Below are 17075 nucleotides of genomic sequence, written 5' to 3'. Positions count from 1 at the left end.
TGGCGCTTTTTCAGTGGAACCATGTTTACTTCTCTTCTCTTCTCTTCCCTACTTACTTCATATTCATATTCAGTTGTGTTAAAAATTTCATTGCTGTGCGGTCTACAGCAACTTTTCGGTAAAAGTTAGTCCACATCATTCCTTTCTGTTACAACGGTGCAAGAAGTTTAAGGAGAATGGCGGATCAGACAATAATTTTTCCTGCGCCGTATGTAGCATGCTATGGCAATACAAAGTCTTTTAAGTCTTCCTGTTCATTCGAAGGAGGTGGCGTCACAATAGAAGCTTCGTCACTGTCCCTTTGTTTAAGCTGATAAAATCGAACATCTTCGACCACTACTTCTGTCATAAAAATTTTAGTGTTTTCTTCATTTACAAATGACCTTGTTTGAATACGGCCATATGCACCAATTAATGAGCCTTTACCGCAATATTTGACAATATGTTCTGCAAGCCTTCCCCAAACTGTACAGAATATGAAATCTGTGTCTACTTCCCCATGAATATTTTTGAAATTGCGATTAATGGCGATTGAAAAATGAGTCTGCACACGATTTCCAGATAAGTAGCGTAATACTGGATCTTTCGTAAACCTTCCGACCAGTCCGACTTGATTCATTCATTCACCTCCTTTGCTTTGGATTGCTCTCATCTTACAAAATGATTCCAATATTAGCAAAACCGAAAAATGATAATTTACTGCGATACTTCAGCATAAAATAGGTAAATTACTTGTTGTATTTTTCTTTTTTTTCTTATTTTTTCACCAGAATGCTTTAGGCAGTAATGGCAAATGCTATTTCATGAAATCAGCAATTTCGCATTTATTGAAATTAACAAGCAGGTGCGTATGGCCAACAACCGTAGCCTTATGTGTTATACTAAAAGAATGACAGACTTAGGAGGAATATACATAATGAAAACATTTAAAATGCTTTCCTTTGACCTTGTCACAAAAGATGGCGTGCAACCATTCCCTTTAGTCGATGGCATTATTATTAATCAGGAAAATAGCCATCAGTCTTGGGTACTCGAATCGTTTATGGAAAAACAATATCGCTCAACCTTTGATGAGCTCTTAGCGACTGCTACTATTTTTAATGTACGTGCCGTTATTTCATTTCCCGATAATGAACCCGCTCCTTTCCAGGTAATCGTACATACTGTTCAAGAAATCGGTGACCATGTATCAGTACTTTTAAAAGGTACACTGAAAATAAAACGCTCTAAATATGCTGAACAATTGCTTTCTGAACTACTAGCTGAAGGTGTTTCTTTAGAACATTTACTGGAACGCTTTACAAAAGATATGAAGCAGCGACCAAAATTGAAGAATGACTGACGATGCAAATTTTTGCATCGTTTTTTTATAAGAAACGTTTGCACAATCTTGGAGATTTTTCTGTGAGATGAGGGCTTGTAAGCACAAGTTTTTAGTGAACAAGATCATGAATGGCGTAAAATATTATATTTATATAACTACTTCGCTTCCCTGACTCATAAAAAAAGAGTGTTTTCCATGTAGGAAACACTCTTTTGATATTATCGGTTGTTCATACCGTCACGATACTTCTCAGTGTCGTTGGCTTTTTCATCCACCATGTTGTCATTACGTTCAACACCGTTTACGCCATTCGCGTTTGGTACGTTGTCATAGCCATTTGTGCTGTTAATATCAGCATTTGACCCAGGTGTTGTCGCTTCAGGTAATGTTGTATTTTCATTTACAGTACCTCGTTCAACACCATTTACATTTCGATCGTATGCATCGTTTCGATTATTCGGATCTAATGCATCCTCGACACGATCCACACCATTACGAACGTCAGTCTCTGCGTCTCTCACAGGATGATCTTCAACTGCACGATTTCCCCAGTTACATCCTCCAAGGAATACAGTAGCCAGAATAATGGTTAAAAATGACATTTTCCACATAGTAAAAAACCTCCTTTCTTGGTACTATGTCATCAAATACATCATGTGTATTTGTGATCTAACATAGATTGCCCGAGAAAGGAGGGAACTATCCGATTTTTGTTCAAACTATTTTTGTTTTTCTTTTAACAACTGTTCAATATATGCTGCTTCTGCTTTACAGTCATAGCTATAGTCTGTGCCTAGCTCATTTTGCAATGCCTCGATTGTTTCAACTTGCTGTGCTGTTGGTTCTTCATTTAAAATTTTGGCAATGACCTCATCAATTTTTTGTGCCATCTCTTCATGAAACTCTGCACTCATTAATGTTTCGGCTGGAATTTTTTCGATCCATGCTGCATTCTCTTGGAAATAAGTCTGCCAGCTTGCAATGAAGTCTTCCATAGAAAAGCGCTCTTCATCCCAACCAATACTTGCTAAGTATGTTTCAAAAGATGTTGAAATCGAACGAGTAATGCTAATTTTAATACCTGAAGACAATTCCTTATACATCTTAATAATCCTCCTACGTTCGTAAAACCTTAAAATTACATCTATTTCAATTCACAATCGCATAATCGCCATCGCAATTTAAGAACCTACTAGTCTCAATTTTTGACTTGACTTTATCTATTTTATATCTTTTGGTCTATAAATGCAAATTATGCTTGCTTTGGCTGCTCCGGCCCAATTGCAAATAGAATATCCGCTTCACATACAAGTTCCCCGTCCACAGTTGCTACGCCATGTCCTTTACCCATTGAACCACGAAGTTTTACAAACTCCACTTCTAATTTAAGTTGGTCCCCAGGTACTACTTGACGTTTGAAACGGCAGTTATCAACACCCGTTAAAAATGCCAAACGTCCTTTAAATTCTTCGGCATTTAAAAGAGCTACTCCACCTACTTGTGCTAACGCCTCTACAATTAGCACACCTGGCATTACTGGATATCCTGGGAAGTGCCCATTAAAGAAGTCCTCATTCATAGAAACATTTTTTAAGCCTACTGCACGTTTTCCTTCTTCTAATTCAATAATACGATCTACAAATAGAAATGGATAGCGGTGTGGTAAAATTGCTTGAATTTGCTCTGCTGTTAACATTTCATTTCCCCCTCAAAATAAAGTATGTATACACAAAGTAAGGTAAAGAATAAAATTATTCTTTACCATGCATAATATCGAATATATGTTGCCATGTTTCTCTTTTGAAAATATCCATAGCATTTCCTTCTCCAATAACACTAAAGCCAACCATTGCGCCTAATGTTGCGGCAGTAACAACTAAGATGAGAACAATTACAATGCGTAACCAAATCGGAATCAGTCGGATTTGCACCCATCGAACCTCGCGTTGCTCTCCATTTGAGCGGCGTTCTTTATTTTCTGGTTGCGTATCGGTTTCTTGTGTCGGCACAGAACGTCGACGTGAATCGTTTGTCATAAATTGTACTCCTCTTCATTCCTTGCTTTTTAGGATGACTTCCTATCGAATACCATTGATTAGACCAAGCATTTGATCTGCTAATGTAACCGTTCTTGCATTGAATTGATAGGAACGTTGTGTTTGAATTAGTTCTGTCATTTCCTTTGAGAGGTTAACATTGGACATTTCTAAAGTACCACCTTGCAGGCCGATTTGCTGGCGGTTTGCACCTACTAGCTCTGTTAAAACTTCAGCTTGTCTAAAGCCAAGTTCAGCAAGGTTGTCTGGTAATCCAACATAAGAACCTGAAACATGTTCCATTAGTTGCGGTTTTTGGAATTCTGTTACCGCTAAATCCGTACGAATGATATCGCCATTTGGATAAGATGCTTCTAGTATACCACCATCTCGTACTGAAAATCTTTGCACATTATCTGGTAATGTAATAGCTTGTCCAGCAGCATTTGCCACTGGGTATCCCTCAGCCGTTACTAGCATAACTGTTCCATTATTTAGCGGCGATAAATAAAAGTCACCTTGTCGAGTATACACTGTTTCGGTTCCATTTTCATCATTTGGCATTAAAATATTGAAATATTGCTTTGCTGTTGTAAAGGCTAAGTCCAAATCTCGATTAGTCGTCTGCAAAGAACCTTGCTTTTGGTTGGATTTAATTTGACCAAGCATTGCGCCTGATCCATAGCGAATACCAACAGGTGTTTGTCGTTCAGCACGATCCAGTTTGTCATTATTATACTGTTGATAGAGTAACTCATTGAAAGATGCTTCCTTCGCTTTAAAGCCTGTTGTATTACTATTGGCAATGTTATTACTAATCGTATCAAGTTTATTTTGTAATTGGCCCATTGTATTAGTTGCTGTAATCATTGTACGTAGCATTTATAAAAAGCCTCCTGTTCTGTTCGTGCGTTAAATTTTACCGATTTCATTAACAGCCTTTTCCATGCTGCGATCATAAGCTTGTAATACTTTTTGATTGGCTTCAAATGCTCGGTACGCTGTCATTAAATCTGTCATGGCACGACCAGAATCTACGTTGGAGCCTTCTAAGAAGTTTTGACGTAATGTAAAGGAAACACCATTCGCGCCATAGGCTGATGGCAGGTTTACGCCATTTTCTGTCCGAATAAGACCGTTATCTTGTTTCTGTAGCATATTCGGATTGGCAGCATATGATACGCCTACTCGCGCTACTTGCTGATTATTAATGTATATGGCGCCACTTTCATCGAGGCGGAAATCATCATTAGGTAACTGGATTCGTTGTCCAACATCATTTAACACGTAAAGGCCTTGCCCATTTACTAAATAACCTTGGCCATCCAAAGTAAAATTACCATTACGTGTGTAGGCTTCTCCACCATCTGGATGTGCTAATCTGAAGAATATTGAGCCAGATACCCCCTCTTCATTTTGTGGTAAATTTCCATCAATCAATGCCATATCTGTTGTAAAATCAGTGCTATAGATTTGGCCCTGTATGTAATTTGGTAATGTTTCTTGTAAATATGTCCCAGTATTTAAAGCGCCTACTTGATTCATATATTCGGCACCAGCTTGTTGATTGGCAGGCGCATTTGTTTTTCCGATGCTAGACATCAACATATCCGGAAATGAACGAATCGTTGATTGGTCTGCCTTAAATCCTGGTGTATTCGCATTGGCTAGATTGTTGGATAGTAATTCTGTTCTTCTTTGTTGCGTGATCATACCGGTTGCAACTGTATAAAAACCTTTAAACAAAGAGATCACCTCATTTTATTTTTATAAGGACGCTGGCACACGATCTATATTTTCGAGCATAATGCCTGTACCAATAGCTACACAATCCATAGGTCTTTCAGCAATGAAGACAGGTACTTTTAATTCTTCAATTAATAGTTGATCCATACCATGTAAAAGTGCTCCGCCACCAGTAATAATAACACCGCGATCAATGATATCAGCCGATAGCTCAGGTGGTGTTTTTTCTAAAACATTTTTTGCAGATTGAACGATCATTGCTACAGATTCGTGTAATGCACGTTCGATCTCTTCAGAATGAATAGAAATTGTCCGTGGTAAACCTGTCACCATGTCACGACCTCGGATATCCATTGTATCATTACGACTACCTTTGAAAACTGTTCCGATTGTCATTTTGATGGCTTCTGCTGTGCGTTCACCAATTAGCAGTTTATATTCTTTTTTAATATATTGTAAAATATCGTTATCAAACACATCTCCTGCCACTTTAATGGATTCACTTGTGACAATATCACCCATTGAAAGAACAGCAATATCTGTTGTTCCACCGCCGATATCAACTACCATATTCCCGCTTGGTTGGAAGATATCCATACCTGCACCAATCGCTGCTACTTTTGGTTCTTCCTCTAAATATACTTTTTTACCGCCTGATTTCTCTGCCGCTTCACGGATTGCCTTTTGCTCAACACTTGTAATATTCGTTGGACAACAAATTAAAATACGTGGCTTTGCTAAAAATCCTTTGACATTTAATTTATTGATGAAATGTCTTAACATCGCTTCAGTCACATCAAAATCTGCAATGACTCCATCTCTAAGTGGGCGAATTGCTGTAATATTACCTGGCGTTCTCCCTACCATTTGGCGAGCTTCTTCCCCTACCGCTAATACTTTATTTGTCTTTTTATCAATAGCCACTACAGATGGTTCATTAAGGACGATCCCCTTACCTTTAACGTGGATTAATACGTTCGCAGTACCTAAGTCAATGCCGATATCTTTCGAAAACATTTTATAATTTCTCCTTCCCGCCAGTTCCAACTACATAACGTTCATTTTATCTCTTTATCTAGAATATTTTATCATATTCTATTGGTAATTTCACCCTGAATTTAATGATAAAGACTGTTTTCTTTTCATGTTCTGGACGGCAATAATATAGTATTACTTTACCTTAAAAAATTTTAATTTATGCGTGTCCACACAACAAAAAAGAACGAATCAATCTTGACTCGCTCTTTCTTTCCACTTGTTTTTCGTTGCTTCTCCTCCGCGAATATGACGTACGGCCTTATGGTAGGCGAGTATTTCCTTCACTTGGTCAGCTAATCCTTCATGAATTGTTGGTAATCGCTCTGTTAAATCTTTGTGCACCGTACTTTTTGAATAACCAGTCATTTTCGCGAGGACACGCACAGTCTCACGCGTCTCAATCAGTAATTCACCGAGGCGTATGCAGCGCTTCCGAATGTGCTCATGCACGTTCTTCGTCCTTTCCACACAATTTCACAAAATGCTTTGGCAATCAGATGCACATTTGCGCATTTCTTCACCTTATGTAAGGACGAAGCTATTCAGAACATGTTCTGCATTTTCCTAATAAAATGCTGATTTTTTATGCGTTACTAGCTTTTAGAATTAAAAAGCTAGTAATTTTTTCGGATTAATATATTTTCCGTCTTCAACTACTTCGAAATGCATATGGACGCCAGCTGCTTGATTCCACTCGTTATCAGTCGCTTTTCCTAAAGCTTGACCTTGTGTAACCTCATCGCCTTCTTTTACAGCGATATCTTTTACAGAGCTATAATGACTTTGCATGCCGTTTGGATGCTCGATAACAATTTTATTGCCTGTAAATGCGTCTAGTTTTACTTCTAGTACTTTACCACTCATAGCAGCTAGTACTTCAAATTCTTCACCATTCATAGCAATAGAGATACCAGAAGACGTTGTAAATGTTTGATTAAATACCATTAGTGCATTTTCACGAGACTCTTCATTCGCTTCTAGCTCATAAAACTCTTGTAAGATTTGTACTTTACTAAGGCTCTCTTCTTTGAATGGATACATCATGTTTTCGGTACGTGCATTTGTTTCTACTACAGGACCTGAATCAACTTCTGCTAAATCTGGTAACGGAGCCTCTTCTACTTTAGATACGAGACTATTGTAACCAAATAACAATCCTGCTAGAACTAGTGCACCACCTGTGTAAACTACTGGCCAAAACCATGGTTTCTTTTGTAACTGACCATTTTCCTTTTTATTTGGATTCTGGTTTTGAGAAGCTTTATTATTTTTATCCTCTCTCATTTTCATCACCTCTAGTTGCAGTGTGAACAACTAGAAGTTATTTTAAACATGCATCTATTTTTTTTATTTCAATATCTTGATAATAATAGTGTAAAATTTCAGCAGCAGTTTTCCCGTCATTTGCCATAGCCTCTGCTCCGTATTGACTCATTCCTACTCCATGACCATATCCTTTAGTTTTCACATGAACCTTTCTAGTATTACTATTATAGACAATTGAAAAGTCAGTGGATGGTATTCCAAGAAACGTTCGAACCTCTCTCCCTGTCCAAACATTATTCCCTAACTGTAGACGCTCCACACGCCCTGAGTCATTGTAAAATAGCTGTATACGATTAAAATCACTAGCTTGCCATTGTATTGGCCATAATTTATTCCATTGTGCTAGCGACCACTCTTGCTCTGCCTCAAATTTCGGAGAGCTTTGATCTGAAATACTTGCAACACTTTGCAAATATGGAATGTTATTTCCACTATAACCGTAGGCACTTTCTGTTTGTCCATTGCTTGTTGAATGGAACATAGCTGTAATTAAATCATTATTATAAAGAAGAACTTGTCCTTTCGTTTCATTGATAGCTTCGACAATTTTCTTTTCATTTCCCAGGAAATTGCTAGCCCAATTCGCTTTTCTTTGACTCTCATCATAAAAAACTTGCCTTGCTACAGTCGGTGCAATTGCTTTTTTACCGTAATTTGTCGTTTTTAACGCATAAGTACGTGCAGCAATCGCCTGAGCCTTCAATGCCTCCTTTTTAAAAGAAACAGGCATTTCTGCCGCAACTACCCCGGTTATATACGTCTCTAAAGGGATTTTTTCCTTTTGTCCCTCCACTTCTATAAATATTTCACAAGCTTTTTCATCCGCTGTTGGAGGTTGCACTTCCTCCCGTCTTTCGCTTAATCCTAAAACAGGAAGCACATATAATACTCCCATTAAACAAAGGACACCTATACTAATCATCCAATTTTTCATAAGGAATAATATGCTAGATACCATTTAGTTATGAGAAATAAAAGACCCTCTGCTTATGTAAGCAAAGGGTTTTAACATCAAATTAGTTTGCAGGTAATTCAACAGAAATGTCTTCAGTTGTCACAACTTCTTCATCCGTAATACGTTCAATATTTGCCCCAAGAGAAGCCAATTTACCATGGAAATCAACATATCCACGATCTAAATGGTGAAGTTTTGTAACACGTGTAATTCCTTCTGATACTAGTCCTGCTAAAATCAGTGCAGCCGCAGCTCGTAAATCCGTTGCCATTACTTCAGCACCCTGAAGTTCTACTGGCCCCTCAATAAACACAGAGCGTCCTTCTATTTTAGCACCCGCATTCATGCGACGGAACTCCTCAACATGCATAAAACGATTTTCAAATACTGTCTCTGTAATGATACTCGTACCTTCTGCAGTCAACATTAACGCCATCATTTGTGATTGCATATCTGTCGGGAAGCCTGGATGTGGCATTGTTTTTATATCCACAGCTTTTAATGTCTGAGGAACACGTACACGAATACCTTCATCCAATTCTATAATTTCTACGCCCATTTCTCGCATCTTTGCAATCAAAGCTGTCATATGCTCAGGAACTGCGTTTTCAATGACCACATCTCCCTTAGTAATAGCTGCTGCTACCATAAATGTACCAGCCTCAATGCGGTCGGGAATAATATGATGCTCTACTCCATATAATGTATCGACTCCTTCGATACGAATCGTATTTGTACCAGCACCAATTACACGCCCGCCCATACTATTAATGAAGTTAGCAAGGTCAACGATTTCAGGCTCCTTCGCAGCATTTTCAATCACAGTTGTCCCTTCTGCTAGAGATGCTGCTGTCATAATATTTTCAGTCGCCCCAACACTTGGGAAGTCTAAATATACATTTGCTCCTTTTAAGCGACCCTCTGTCTTTGCCTCTACATAGCCATGACCAAATGAAATCTTCGCCCCCATTGCTTCGAAACCTTTTAAATGTAATTCAATTGGGCGAGAACCGATTGCACATCCTCCTGGTAACGCAACACGAGCATAGCCATTACGCGCAAGCAACGATCCCATTACTAAAATAGATGCACGCATTTTACTAACAAACTCAAATTGTGCTTCACTAGAAAGTTCTTTTGTTGCATCTATATATACGGCATTATCTTCAGGTATATATGTAACTGCTGCATTTAAACTTTTAAGTACTTCGTTTATTGTAAAGACGTCTGCTAAGTTAGGGACTTCTTTAATTACATTCTCTCCCTTTGAAGCAAGTAAAGCTGCTGCAAGGATTGGTAACACTGCATTTTTTGCGCCCTCTACACGTACTTTTCCCTGTAGTTTTTGGCCGCCAGTCACTATTATTTTATCCACCCTATGTCCCTCCGAATTCAATCTATTAACCTACCGAATTTTTATTTTAATAAAGAAGTATAATGTCATAATCAGTAAACAAACAACTCTATAGTACAACTTTTTCAACGCCCATTCAAGCGTCCAAATCACTATTTTAAGGCATTATTAGATATTTTGCTATTTATTTATTGTACGCTATCAATTTTTTTTTGTGAATGACCAATAACCAGTTCGCTTCTAATACATACCCAAAGATGTATGAACAAAAAACAACTTTTAGAAGTTTTTTTATACATAGTTCAAAGGGCCACATAAATGTTATTATAAAGTCCTTTGAAGTATGTAGTGCTGAGGTGTAAGATTCGAATTGATATGGTCGATGCTTTAAAATAAATATGGAAGTTTGCCAGACCAGTTAGATATTTGTAGAAAGAAATTGGATACAGCAGAACCAATTACAATACTCAATAAAATATAAATAAGTTGAATCTGAAATACTCTATTCTTCTTGAATAATTTTTCTGTCATAAAAGCCTGTAATGCGTAAAATGTAATAGCTATAAAAAACAAATGCGATAATATGCCTAATAAAGCTTCTTGTCCTATTGCTTCATAAAGCTCCATTTTTCCCCCTCCAACTGTCCTATAATTTAAGCACTTTAAAAAACGGGCAGATGCTATATCTGCCCGTTAAAAATGAATTAGATATTACCCTCATGAACGTTGATACGATTCAACGCACGTTTTAATGCTAGGTCAGCACGTTTGAAATCAATGTTGTCTTGTTTACCTTGAAGACGTCCTTCAGCACGTTTAACGGCTTCTTTTGCACGTTGAATATCAATATTTACAGCAACTTCAGCAGAAGGCGCTAAAATAGAGATCTTTTCTGGACGAACTTCAATGAAACCACCGCTAACAGCAACAATGTCAGTAGAACCGTCTGCTTTTTTCAGCTTCACTGCACCAATTGCAAGTGGAGCAACCATTGGAATATGGCCTGCAAGAACACCGATTTCTCCTGAAGTTGTTTTAGCGATTACCATTGATACTTCAGAATCGTATACCGGGCCGTCGGGAGTGACAATATTGACTAGAACTGTCTTCATATTTTTTCCTCCTCGTCCCTAGTATTAAACCTCTACGCCCATGCTTTTCGCTTTTTCAACTACTTCATCAATTGAACCAACTAGACGGAAAGCATCTTCTGGTAGGTGATCCCATTTGCCATCAAGGATTTCCTTGAATGAACGAACAGTTTCTTTTACAGGTACATAAGAACCTTTTTGACCAGTGAATTGTTCCGCTACGTGGAAGTTTTGTGATAAGAAGAATTGAATACGACGAGCACGTTCTACTGTTTGTTTATCTTCATCAGATAACTCATCCATACCTAAAATTGCAATGATATCTTGTAATTCACGGTAACGTTGGATTGTACGTTGTACACCAGTAGCAATTGCATAGTGCTCAGCGCCTACGATTTCAGGTGATAATGCACGTGAAGTCGAAGCTAATGGGTCAACCGCAGGGTAGATACCCATTTCTGATAATTTACGCTCAAGGTTAGTAGTTGCATCTAAGTGGGCGAAAGTTGTAGCTGGAGCCGGGTCAGTATAGTCATCGGCTGGTACATAGATCGCTTGGATAGAAGTTACAGATCCTTTGTTCGTAGATGTAATACGCTCTTGTAGTTTACCCATTTCTGTAGCAAGTGTTGGTTGGTAACCTACCGCTGAAGGCATACGACCTAATAGGGCAGAAACCTCAGAACCTGCTTGCGTGAAACGGAAGATATTGTCGATGAATAAAAGTACGTCAGCACCTTGCTCATCACGGAAGTATTCTGCCATTGTAAGACCAGTTAAAGCTACACGCATACGTGCACCTGGTGGCTCGTTCATTTGACCGAATACCATCGCTGTTTGCTTGATAACGCCTGAATCGCTCATCTCGAAGAATAAGTCGTTCCCTTCACGAGTACGCTCACCTACACCAGCGAATACAGAGATACCAGAGTGCTCTTGTGCGATGTTATTAATTAATTCTTGGATTAATACTGTTTTACCTACGCCGGCACCACCGAAGAGACCGATTTTACCACCTTTGATATATGGTGCTAATAAGTCTACTACTTTGATACCTGTTTCAAGAATTTCAACTGTAGTTGAAAGTTCTTCGAATGTTGGTGCTTCGCGGTGAATTGAATCACGACGAGCGTCAGCTGGAATCTCTTCACCTAAGTCGATTACTTCACCTAGTACGTTGAATACACGACCTAAAGTAACTTCACCAACTGGTACTGAGATAGCTTTTCCTGAGTCTGTTACTTCTGCTCCACGTTGTAAGCCATCAGTAGATGACATTGCAATTGTACGAACAGAATCATCACCTAAATGAAGCGCAACTTCTAATGCAAGAATTGTTGGTTCTTCATTAGGACGTTCAATCTTAACTGTTAGTGAGTTATAGATTGCTGGTAATTGGCCATTGTCAAATTTTACGTCAACAACTGGACCCATTACTTGAATAACATGTCCTTTATTCATTACTGTGTATCCTCCTATCGTATTCTTATACGACATTGGGAAGCTGGCCTATTCTAAGGCTGCAGCTCCACCAACGATTTCTGTAATTTCTTGTGTAATCGCCGCTTGACGCGCACGGTTATATTGCAATGAAAGGTCTGAAATAAGATCAGATGCGTTATCAGTTGCATTTTTCATAGCCGTCATACGAGAAGCATGTTCACTTGCTTTTCCATCTAATAATGCGCCATAAACTAAGCTTTCCGCGTATTGTGGAAGTAACACTTCAAGAATTGCTTCACCAGATGGCTCAAATTCGTAAGAAGCATTGCTGCTAGCAGGTGCAAGATCTGTTAATGGAAGAAGTTTTTTCTCTGTCACTTCGTTAGCAATCGCGCTGACAAAGTGATTATAGTACATATAAAGTTGATCATACGTACCGTCAATGAACATACCAACAGCATTACGAGCGATTTCTTTAATATCAGCAAATGTAGGTTGGTCCGGAAGACCGACAACATCACTGATGACATTATGATCACGTTTCACAAAGTAGTCACGTACAACACGACCTATTGCTAAAATCACGTATTCGTCTTTAGATTTATGACGCTCGTCAATTGTACGTTGTACTTGACGTAGGATACTTGAGTTGTAAGCACCTGCAAGACCACGGTCAGAACCAATGACTAAGTAAGCTGTTTTCTTAACAGGACGAGCAGTTAACATTGGGTGTCCACTGTCTTTTGTTCCTGAAGCAATCGCGCCTACTACGTCCTGAATTTTTTCCATGTAAGGAACGTACGCTTTAGCGTTTTGCTCTGCACGACGTAACTTAGAAGAAGAAACCATCTGCATCGCTTTCGTAATTTGCTTCGTACTCTTTGTAGAATTAATACGACCTTTTATTTCGCGTAAGTTTACCACTGGTATTTCACCACCTTTTGTTTTTTAATCAAGTGACTAGCTCGAACTTATTCTGATTTAGCGAAAGTTTTTTTGAACTCCGTTAAAGCTGCTACGTAATCCGCATCTGGAGCAAGCTCTTTTGTAGTACGAACGTGATCTAAAACGTTTGTGTGGTTTGAATCTAACCAGCTTAAGAATTCACTTTCAAAGCGAACGATATCTTGTACTGGAATATCATCTAAGTGACCTTTAGTTAATGCATAAAGGATTGCAACTTGCTTTTCAACTTTAAGTGGTTTGTTTAGGTCTTGTTTAAGAACTTCAACCGTACGTTTACCACGCTCAAGTTTAGCTAGTGTAATTTTATCTAAATCTGAACCAAATTGAGCAAATGATTCAAGCTCACGGAATGCAGCTAAGTCAAGACGTAGTGTACCCGCAACTTTTTTCATCGCTTTAATTTGAGCAGATCCACCTACACGTGATACAGAAAGGCCGGCGTTAATCGCTGGACGTACACCTGAGTTGAATAAGTCAGATTGTAAGAATATTTGACCATCAGTAATTGAGATAACGTTAGTTGGGATGTATGCAGAGATATCCCCAGCTTGTGTCTCAACGAATGGAAGTGCTGTAATAGAACCATTTTGATATGTTTCATTTAACTTCGCAGCACGTTCAAGTAAGCGGCTGTGTAAGTAGAAAACGTCACCAGGGTAAGCTTCACGACCTGGAGGACGGCGTAGAAGAAGTGAAAGTTCACGGTAAGCTGATGCTTGTTTAGAAAGATCATCATACACGATTAATACGTGCTTACCTTGTAACATGAATTCTTCTGCCATAGAAACACCAGCAAATGGTGCTAAGAATAGTAATGGAGCTGGTTGAGATGCAGCAGCAGTTACTACGATTGTATAATCTAATGCACCATGCTTACGGAAAGTTTCAACTACACCACGTACAGTTGATTCTTTTTGACCGATTGCAACATAGATACAAATCATATTTTCGCCATCTTGGTTTAAGATTGTATCGATTGCTACAGATGTTTTACCTACTTGACGGTCACCGATGATTAACTCACGTTGACCACGACCAATTGGTACTAAAGCGTCAATTGCTTTGATACCAGTTTGTAATGGTTCATGTACTGATTTACGAGCCATTACACCGAAAGCAGGACTTTCGATTGGACGAGATTTAGTTGTGTTGATTGGACCTTGTCCATCCACTGGTTGACCAAGTGGGTTTACAACACGGCCAATTAGTTCTTCACCAACTGGTACTTCCATGATACGACCTGTACGACGAACTTCATCGCCTTCTTTGATGTCTGTGTATGGACCTAAGATTACGATACCAACGTTACCTTCTTCTAGGTTTTGAGCCATACCCATAACACCATTAGAGAACTCAAGAAGTTCTCCAGCCATGGCGTTGTCGAGGCCATGAGCAAGAGCGATACCGTCACCAATACGGATAACTGTACCAACTTCGCTTACTTTAAGTTCAGATTCATAATTCTCAATCTGTTGTTTAATCAGACTGCTGATTTCTTCAGCCTTGATGCCCATGTATGTCACCTCTCACATTTCTAAATTATTAACCGATTAATTCACGTTTTAGGCGCTCAAGTTTGTTCGCTACTGAGCTATCGTAAATATGATTACCGATTTGAACACGAATACCACCAAGTAGTGATGGATCAATTTCGTTTGTAATGTTTAATGATTGTTTCCCTACAAGCTTCGCAAATGTTGTAGAAATATTAGCGCTTTCTTCAGCAGAAAGTGCACGAGTAGAGAATACTGTTGCATCTGCAGTACCTTGTGCCTTTGCAGCAAGCTCAGCATATGCATTCGCAATAAGCTTCACTTCGTTTACACGCTTTTTCTCAACTAATAGTTGAACTGTGCGTAAAACCTCTGGAGTTGCACCTGCAAAGATTTCAGCTACCATTTGTTTCTTACGTTCGATAGAGAACTTTGGAGCATTTAAAAGCGTTAATAAATCCGGAGATTCTTTAACAATCTTTGTTAACTCGTTTAAGTCTGCTCCAACCTCAGCAAGAATATTTTTTTGTTGCGCTAATTCAAAAAGCGCTTGAGCGTAACGTTTTGCTACAGCTGAATTACTCATCGAGCTTCCCCTGCCTTCGCAATCGTCTCTTCAATTAGAGCACGGTTGTCTGCCTCAGAAATCTCTTTGCTAAGGACTTTAGATGCTGCAAGTACAGATAATGAAACGACTTCATCACGTACAGCTGCAATAGCTTTTTCTTTTTCAGACTCAATTTCACGTAAAGCCGATTCTTTCAAGCGGTTTGCTTCATTACGAGCTGCAGTAAGAATTTCATCTTTTTGTAGTTCGCCTTGCTTCTTAGCGCCTTCAACAATCGATTGTGCTTCCGTACGAGCTTCTTTAAGAAGGCTCTTTTGTTCTTCTAAAAATTGGTGCGAATCTTTACGCGCTTTTTCAGCTGCTTCGATCTCACTCGCTACTAACTCTTCACGTTGTTGCATGATGCCCATAAGTGGACCCCAAGCGACTTTCTTAAGTAAGAACATTAATACTAAAAAGATAACTAATGTTGCGATGATGTCTCCGCTGTTGAACTGACCAGCGCCAGCACCTAGTACAAGATTATCTAAAAACACGATTGTTTCACTCCCTTCAAGAGCTTTAACTTCAACATAATTTATGGACTTAAAAAACTACCTATTTTAAAAAGCTATATTTACACATAGCTTTTATCCGTTCCAAAATGAAGGGCGAAGTTTCATCTGGAGAATCCTGCTTCGCCACTAGTAAAATTCAGTGTTCAACTGAATTATTTGTTCATTACGATGAATGCTACTACTACTGCGATGATCGGTAGGGCTTCAACTAATGCAACCCCGATGAACATTGTAGTTTGAAGAACGCCACGAGCTTCTGGTTGACGAGCGATACCTTCTACTGTTTTTGATACGATAAGACCGTTACCGATACCTGCACCAAGTGCACCTAAACCGATTGCGATTGCTGCTGCTAATAAACCTAATGAACCTGTCATTTGAAAATTTCCTCCTTGGAATTGTTTGTTTTTTTTGTGGTTCAAGCATATGATATATGCTTTATATTAATGGTCATCGCTCACTTTATGAGCCATGTAAACCATTGTTAACATTGTGAAGATAAAGGCTTGGATAAAGCCGATGAAAATTGAGAAACCTTGCCATGCCATCATTGGAACGATTGCTCCGATGAATCCCACAGCACCTGATGATGCTAAACCGGCTAATAAGCCAAGTAAAATCTCACCCGCGTAAATGTTACCGTAAAGACGTAAACCTAACGTTAATGTATTTGCAAATTCCTCTACTATTTTAAGTGGGAACATGAAAGACATTGGTTTAAAGAATGTACCAGCATAATGGCCTGTACCCTTCATTTTTACACCATAGAAATGCGATAAAACTAAAATCATCGTTGCTAACGTCATCGTTACAGTTGGGTCAGCCGTTGGTGATTTCCACCAAAGTTCATGACCATAAGCGATCGAGAATGGAAGACCTAATAAGTTAGATACTGCGATAAACATAATTAACGTAATACCGAGAATGTGGAATCGACCACCAGTTTTCCAATCCATGTTGCTTTTGATGATATTCTTAACGAAGTCCATAATCCATTCCATGAAGTTTTGCATACCAGTTGGTTTTAGTTTTAAGCTTCTAGTTGAAATAAAGGCAATTAAAAATACGATAATTGCAGCAACTAGTAACATCATAACTGTCGATTTATTAAATGTTAAAAAACCGACTTCTAGTAACGGAGCTTCATGATTCATTGTTATTTTTCACCTCTCTTTCTA

General features: G+C 38.7%; 22 protein-coding genes. 1 reads left to right on the top strand and 21 read right to left on the bottom strand.

The window, feature by feature from the left end:
• Positions 1-220: 220 nt before the first annotated feature.
• The gene (locus MKY88_RS03065; protein ID WP_069480009.1) at positions 221-619 is read right to left on the bottom strand and encodes a single-stranded DNA-binding protein; all 399 of its coding nucleotides are present in this window, start codon (positions 617-619) and stop codon (positions 221-223) included.
• Between the two features lie 297 nt (positions 620-916).
• Between MKY88_RS03065 and MKY88_RS03060 the strand changes: the two genes are divergently transcribed.
• Positions 917-1342, top strand: coding sequence for a YwpF family protein (locus tag MKY88_RS03060; RefSeq protein WP_340812984.1), 426 nt, complete (start codon positions 917-919; stop codon positions 1340-1342).
• A gap of 200 nt (positions 1343-1542) precedes the next feature.
• Here the strand turns inward: MKY88_RS03060 and MKY88_RS03055 are convergent, their stop codons facing one another.
• The 20 genes from MKY88_RS03055 to atpB all read right to left on the bottom strand — a co-directional run bounded on the left by MKY88_RS03055 (position 1543) and on the right by atpB (position 17051).
• On the bottom strand, positions 1543-1935 hold the full coding sequence (locus tag MKY88_RS03055; protein ID WP_340812983.1) for a hypothetical protein: 393 nt from the start codon (positions 1933-1935) through the stop codon (positions 1543-1545).
• A gap of 108 nt (positions 1936-2043) precedes the next feature.
• On the bottom strand, positions 2044-2427 hold the full coding sequence (locus tag MKY88_RS03050) for a hypothetical protein (RefSeq protein WP_340812982.1): 384 nt from the start codon (positions 2425-2427) through the stop codon (positions 2044-2046).
• 149 nt (positions 2428-2576) lie between these two features.
• Complete coding sequence (fabZ, locus tag MKY88_RS03045) at positions 2577-3020, bottom strand: 3-hydroxyacyl-ACP dehydratase FabZ (protein WP_031418516.1); 444 nt, start codon at positions 3018-3020, stop codon at positions 2577-2579.
• Between the two features lie 55 nt (positions 3021-3075).
• Positions 3076-3360, bottom strand: a complete 285-nt coding sequence (locus MKY88_RS03040) for a DNA-directed RNA polymerase subunit beta (protein ID WP_193830900.1) — start codon at positions 3358-3360, stop codon at positions 3076-3078.
• A 42-nt stretch (positions 3361-3402) separates the two neighbouring features.
• A complete protein-coding gene (locus MKY88_RS03035; RefSeq protein WP_340812981.1) occupies positions 3403-4242 on the bottom strand; it encodes a flagellar hook-basal body protein in 840 nt (279 codons plus the stop codon).
• 30 nt (positions 4243-4272) lie between these two features.
• Positions 4273-5106 carry a flagellar hook-basal body protein gene (locus MKY88_RS03030; RefSeq protein ID WP_069480002.1) on the bottom strand — a complete coding sequence of 278 codons (834 nt, stop codon included), beginning with the start codon at positions 5104-5106 and terminating at the stop codon, positions 4273-4275.
• A gap of 21 nt (positions 5107-5127) precedes the next feature.
• Positions 5128-6123 (bottom strand): rod shape-determining protein, encoded by a 996-nt coding sequence (locus MKY88_RS03025; protein WP_008180529.1) that lies wholly within the window; start codon positions 6121-6123, stop codon positions 5128-5130.
• A gap of 210 nt (positions 6124-6333) precedes the next feature.
• The gene (locus MKY88_RS03020; RefSeq protein WP_025114760.1) at positions 6334-6594 is read right to left on the bottom strand and encodes a sporulation transcriptional regulator SpoIIID; all 261 of its coding nucleotides are present in this window, start codon (positions 6592-6594) and stop codon (positions 6334-6336) included.
• Between the two features lie 156 nt (positions 6595-6750).
• Complete coding sequence (locus MKY88_RS03015; RefSeq protein WP_340812980.1) at positions 6751-7428, bottom strand: M23 family metallopeptidase; 678 nt, start codon at positions 7426-7428, stop codon at positions 6751-6753.
• Positions 7429-7465: 37 nt separating this feature from the next.
• A complete protein-coding gene (gene spoIID / locus MKY88_RS03010) occupies positions 7466-8404 on the bottom strand; it encodes a stage II sporulation protein D (protein ID WP_445669164.1) in 939 nt (312 codons plus the stop codon).
• An 82-nt stretch (positions 8405-8486) separates the two neighbouring features.
• Entirely contained in the window at positions 8487-9800 is a 1314-nt protein-coding gene (gene murA, locus MKY88_RS03005) for a UDP-N-acetylglucosamine 1-carboxyvinyltransferase (protein WP_193830897.1), read from the bottom strand.
• Positions 9801-10166: 366 nt separating this feature from the next.
• A complete protein-coding gene (locus tag MKY88_RS03000; protein ID WP_340812978.1) occupies positions 10167-10406 on the bottom strand; it encodes a DUF1146 family protein in 240 nt (79 codons plus the stop codon).
• A gap of 77 nt (positions 10407-10483) precedes the next feature.
• Positions 10484-10891 (bottom strand): F0F1 ATP synthase subunit epsilon, encoded by a 408-nt coding sequence (locus tag MKY88_RS02995; protein ID WP_193830896.1) that lies wholly within the window; start codon positions 10889-10891, stop codon positions 10484-10486.
• Between the two features lie 24 nt (positions 10892-10915).
• Entirely contained in the window at positions 10916-12331 is a 1416-nt protein-coding gene (atpD, locus tag MKY88_RS02990) for a F0F1 ATP synthase subunit beta (protein ID WP_025114766.1), read from the bottom strand.
• A gap of 48 nt (positions 12332-12379) precedes the next feature.
• Positions 12380-13237: an ATP synthase F1 subunit gamma gene (atpG, locus tag MKY88_RS02985; protein ID WP_008180542.1), complete on the bottom strand. Its 858-nt coding sequence runs from the start codon at positions 13235-13237 to the stop codon at positions 12380-12382.
• Between the two features lie 47 nt (positions 13238-13284).
• Positions 13285-14793 (bottom strand): F0F1 ATP synthase subunit alpha, encoded by a 1509-nt coding sequence (gene atpA / locus MKY88_RS02980; RefSeq protein ID WP_008180544.1) that lies wholly within the window; start codon positions 14791-14793, stop codon positions 13285-13287.
• Between the two features lie 28 nt (positions 14794-14821).
• Positions 14822-15358, bottom strand: a complete 537-nt coding sequence (locus tag MKY88_RS02975; RefSeq protein WP_193830895.1) for a F0F1 ATP synthase subunit delta — start codon at positions 15356-15358, stop codon at positions 14822-14824.
• A complete protein-coding gene (gene atpF / locus MKY88_RS02970; RefSeq protein ID WP_008180548.1) occupies positions 15355-15876 on the bottom strand; it encodes a F0F1 ATP synthase subunit B in 522 nt (173 codons plus the stop codon). The genes MKY88_RS02975 and atpF overlap by 4 nt, the downstream gene beginning before the upstream one ends.
• Before the next feature lie 173 nt (positions 15877-16049).
• On the bottom strand, positions 16050-16274 hold the full coding sequence (atpE, locus tag MKY88_RS02965; protein WP_004269474.1) for a F0F1 ATP synthase subunit C: 225 nt from the start codon (positions 16272-16274) through the stop codon (positions 16050-16052).
• A 66-nt stretch (positions 16275-16340) separates the two neighbouring features.
• Positions 16341-17051, bottom strand: coding sequence for a F0F1 ATP synthase subunit A (gene atpB, locus MKY88_RS02960; RefSeq protein WP_193830894.1), 711 nt, complete (start codon positions 17049-17051; stop codon positions 16341-16343).
• Positions 17052-17075: the final 24 nt, after the last annotated feature.

The sequence above is a fragment of the Lysinibacillus sp. FSL R7-0073 genome (genome assembly GCF_038009065.1).
Taxonomy (GTDB): Bacteria; Bacillota; Bacilli; order Bacillales_A; family Planococcaceae; genus Lysinibacillus; species Lysinibacillus fusiformis.
This window is presented reverse-complemented; position numbering and strand designations above follow the sequence as displayed.